This window comes from Dethiosulfatibacter sp., assembly GCF_983023055.1.
Genome location: NZ_CEZJXU010000359.1, coordinates 1 through 2,780, shown reverse-complemented (window position 1 = coordinate 2,780; position 2,780 = coordinate 1). Strand labels below are relative to the sequence as shown.

Sequence of the window (2,780 nt, the reverse complement as noted above, 5' to 3'; positions counted from 1 at the left end):
TTATTAAGCTTGAAAGGAACTACAGGTCCACACAGACCATTCTTGAGGCTGCCAATGCAGTAATAAAGAACAATACAAACAGAATAGGAAAAAATCTTTGGACTGAAGGCGATGAAGGTGCAAAAATTTTAATTAACAAAGCTTTTGATGAGAAATCAGAGGCATTGTTCATGGCTGAAAGAATATATAATGAAAAGAATATTCAGAGTGTAGGATATGACGAAATGGCCATTCTTGTAAGGACAAGAGCTCAGACGAGAGCAATCGAGGAAAGGATGAGACTTGAGGGGATTCCTTATAAGATTGTGGGAGGACAGGAATTCTATTCAAGAAAAGAAATCAAGGACTTGATGGGATATCTTAAGCTTGTTCAAAACAACAATGAAAACTATAGTTTTAGAAGAGTAATCAATGTTCCAAAGAGGGGAATTGGTAAGAAAACACTTGAGTTATTAGACCAGTTCGCAGCTGATAACGATATGTCACTTTTTGAATCTGCTGAACTCAGTGCACAGATAGGTGTTTCAAAGAAGGCTTCGGAATCTCTAAAGAAGTTTACAGATATGGTGAATGAAATATGTGAAAAGCAAGGGGAAATGGAGCTTATTGACCTTGTTGAGCATGTTTACGAGGACTCAGGATACAAGGATTTAATGGAAGCAAACAGATCAGTGGAAGGCAAGGCAAGACTCGAGAATATAAATGAATTTTTCTCTGCAGTAAGGGACTTTCAGGACAGGGGAGAAGAAACTGAGCTTGAAGACTTCATGGCTCACATATCACTTCTAACAGACATTGAAAAAACCGAAGATGGAGAGGGTGAGAGAATTGCAATCATGACTGTTCACTCGGCTAAGGGGCTTGAATTTGATGTTGTTTTTATCGGCGGACTTGAAGAAAACATGTTTCCAATAGTGAGAGATGGGAATGAAGATGATATAGAAGAAGAAAGAAGACTGTTTTATGTGGCGATAACAAGGGCTAAGAAAAGGCTTTACATAACCTTTGCACAGGACAGATTAATATATGGAAATTACCACAAGAGGACTATATCCAGATTTATTAACGAGATACCGGAAGAACTTGTTAATTCCAACAAGAAGAAGATTCAGATGGAAGCAAAGAAGCAAAACAAGTACAATCTCTTTACTGGAGGCTTTACGGCCACTGCTAAAAAGCCTGTGCAATCGGATCAAACTCCTTCTTCATCAACCACTGCAGAATCTACAGCTTCATCTTCAGCACAAAGTTTTGATAGCAATGACAACAAGCTTTTCAAAGCTGGAGATAAGATTCAGCACAAGAAATGGGGAACCGGTACAATTGTACAGGTTAAAGGTGATGAAATTACAGCAGCCTTTGACAACATGGGTGTGAAGACTATGATGATGCCCTATGCACCTATAAAGAAAATATAGCAAGAGGTAGAAAATGAACAAAATGGATAGAGTGAAAGAACTTGTAGATAAACTGAACGAATATGCGATGCATTATTATACCTATGACAGTCCCAAAGTAAGCGACAAGGAATATGATGCACTTTATGATGAATTGGTGATACTTGAATCTGAAACAGGTGAAATTTTAGAGTACTCTCCAACCCAGAGGGTTGGAGACGATATTTTTGAAAAGTTTCAAAAACACAACCATCTGGGAAAGTTATGGTCGCTTGACAAGGCACAGAGTTACGAAGAATTGAAAAGCTGGGATACGAGAATAAGAAGAATCCTTATGGAGTCTTCTTATTTTGAGGAAAGGGGTTCAAAGGACCTTGAGTATTTCTTGGAATACAAATTCGATGGACTTACAGTTAACCTAACTTATGAAAATGGAATTCTGGCACAGGGTGCCTCAAGAGGCAATGGTTCCACTGGAGAAGGAATATTTCGCCAGATAAAGACTATAAAGTCCATACCGCTTAGGATACCCTTCGAAGGAAGGATAGAAATCCAGGGAGAGGGTCTCATGTCCCTCAGTGCCCTTGAGAAATTCAATGACACCCATGATGAACAGCTGAAAAATGCTAGAAATGCCGCTGCAGGAGCATTGAGGAATCTTGATTCAAGAGTCACAATGGGAAGAAACCTGTCTGCATATTTTTACAATGTAGGATATGTAGAGGGAATGGACTTCTCCAGTCATGAGCAAATGATTGAATTCATAAAAGCTCAAAATCTACCAGTATTCAGATATCTCAAGAAGTATAATTCAATTGATGAAATAATTGAAGAAATCGAAAGGGTGGGTGAAACAAGGAAGGACCTTGATTTACTCACCGACGGCATGGTAATAAAGATAAATGATTATAGTGCAAGGGAAATACTTGGATATACTCAAAAATTTCCAAGATGGGCTGTTGCATTCAAGTTTGAAGCTGAAGAGGTTACAACTGTACTTAAAGAAATACAATGGAATGTAGGAAGAACAGGAAAGGTTACACCTACAGCAATACTTGAACCGGTGGACATAGGTGGAGTGACTGTGCAGCGTGCCACTCTCAATAACATGGACGATATAAACAGGAAGAAGGTAAAGCTTGGAGCCCAGGTATGGCTAAGAAGGTCAAATGATGTTATACCTGAAATCCTAGGAGTTGTAGATGAAAACCAGGACAATACCATTGAGATAGAAATGCCTGTTAGCTGTCCTTACTGTGGTACTGAACTTATAAAGGACGGAGTTCATTATTTTTGCATGAATAAGCTTTCCTGCAAGCCTCAACTCATTGCTTCAATAGTCCATTACGGAAGCAGGGATGCAATGAATATAGAAGGCTTCAG

Annotated in this window: 2 protein-coding genes; both read left to right on the top strand. The window is 38.9% G+C overall.

Annotated features, from left to right (window positions below; translation table 11 throughout):
- Positions 1 to 1,418: ATP-dependent helicase (locus tag AC3AX0_RS10970; RefSeq protein ID WP_487550328.1), on the top strand; the 1,418-nt coding region annotated here is incomplete at its 5' end.
- Between the two features lie 13 nt (positions 1,419 to 1,431).
- Positions 1,432 to 2,780, top strand: a 1,349-nt coding sequence (ligA, locus tag AC3AX0_RS10965; RefSeq protein WP_487550327.1) for an NAD-dependent DNA ligase LigA, incomplete at its 3' end; no start/stop codon positions are given.